This window comes from Actinoallomurus acaciae (assembly GCF_042429965.1).
Classification (GTDB): Bacteria; Actinomycetota; Actinomycetes; order Streptosporangiales; family Streptosporangiaceae; genus Actinoallomurus; species Actinoallomurus acaciae.
The window spans coordinates 360-801 of the sequence record NZ_JBHLZP010001308.1 but is presented as its reverse complement, the minus strand read 5'-3'; the positions used below and the strand labels follow the sequence as shown (position 1 = coordinate 801).

Annotated in this window: 1 pseudogene (running past one end of the window); it reads left to right on the top strand. The window is 76.5% G+C overall.

Annotated elements, in window-relative coordinates:
- Positions 1–95: 95 nt before the first annotated feature.
- Positions 96–442: pseudogene (locus ACFFNX_RS52230) on the top strand (AMP-binding enzyme) (it continues 76 nt past the right edge of the window).

Here is a 442-nt window from a genome sequence, read left to right as displayed (position 1 = left end):
GGTGGCGCAGGGACGGCACCCTGGAGTTCGCCGGCCGGGCCGACGACCAGATCAAGATCCGCGGGTTCCGGATCGAGCCCGGGGAGATCGAGGCCGTGCTGACCGGCTGCGACGGTGTGCGCGGCGCGGTCGTTCTGCCCTGGCGGGACGGGCGCGGCGGGCCGCGCCTGGTCGCCTACGTCGACTCCGGCGAGCACGGACCGGCGCTGGAGGAACGGTTGCGGGCCGCGGTACGCGCCGCGCTGCCCGAGCACATGATGCCCGCCGCGTTCGTCGCGCTGGACCGGTTCCCGTCGACCCCGTCCGGCAAGGTCGACCGCCGTGCGCTGCCGGCGCCGGCGATCGGCGCCGCCCCGGGCTCCCGGGAGCCGGTCACCGAGCTGGAACGCCGGTTCTGCGCGCTGTTCGCCTCGGTGCTGGGGGTGGAGCGGGTCGGTGCCGA